Here is a 346-nt window from a genome sequence, read left to right as displayed (position 1 = left end):
CAGCACCGTGCTGGCGCCGTACCGCTTCGACACCGAGAGCCCGCGCCGGCTCACGCCCGAGGAGCGCGCTGCGCTGGAGGTCTACCTCGAGCCCGTCAAGCGCGAGCGGGCGGAACGGGTGGTCGTCGACCGCGGTCGCGCGGGCCACTACCCGGTCCAGGTGCGGTTCAGTGACGTCGACGTCTACCGGCACGTCAACAACGTCGTCTACTACGAGTACTTCCAGGAGGCGCGGATCCGGCTCTTCATGGAGCTGGGCCGCGGCATGCCCCGCGTCCGCGCCCTCCAGGTGGTCGTCGCCCGCACCGATGGCGACTACCTCGCCCCGATCATGCTGCGCGCGGTG

At 71.1% G+C, this 346-nt stretch carries 1 protein-coding gene; it reads left to right on the top strand.

The genetic code is table 11. The features are described from left to right. On the top strand, positions 1 to 346 hold a 346-nt coding region (locus tag F0U47_RS20360; RefSeq protein ID WP_246159718.1), incomplete at both ends, for a thioesterase family protein.

Source organism: Nocardioides antri (assembly GCF_008373765.1).
GTDB lineage: Bacteria > Actinomycetota > Actinomycetes > Propionibacteriales > Nocardioidaceae > Nocardioides > Nocardioides antri.
Note: the sequence above shows the minus strand (reverse complement) of the source record. Positions and strands in the feature narration are given on the sequence as shown.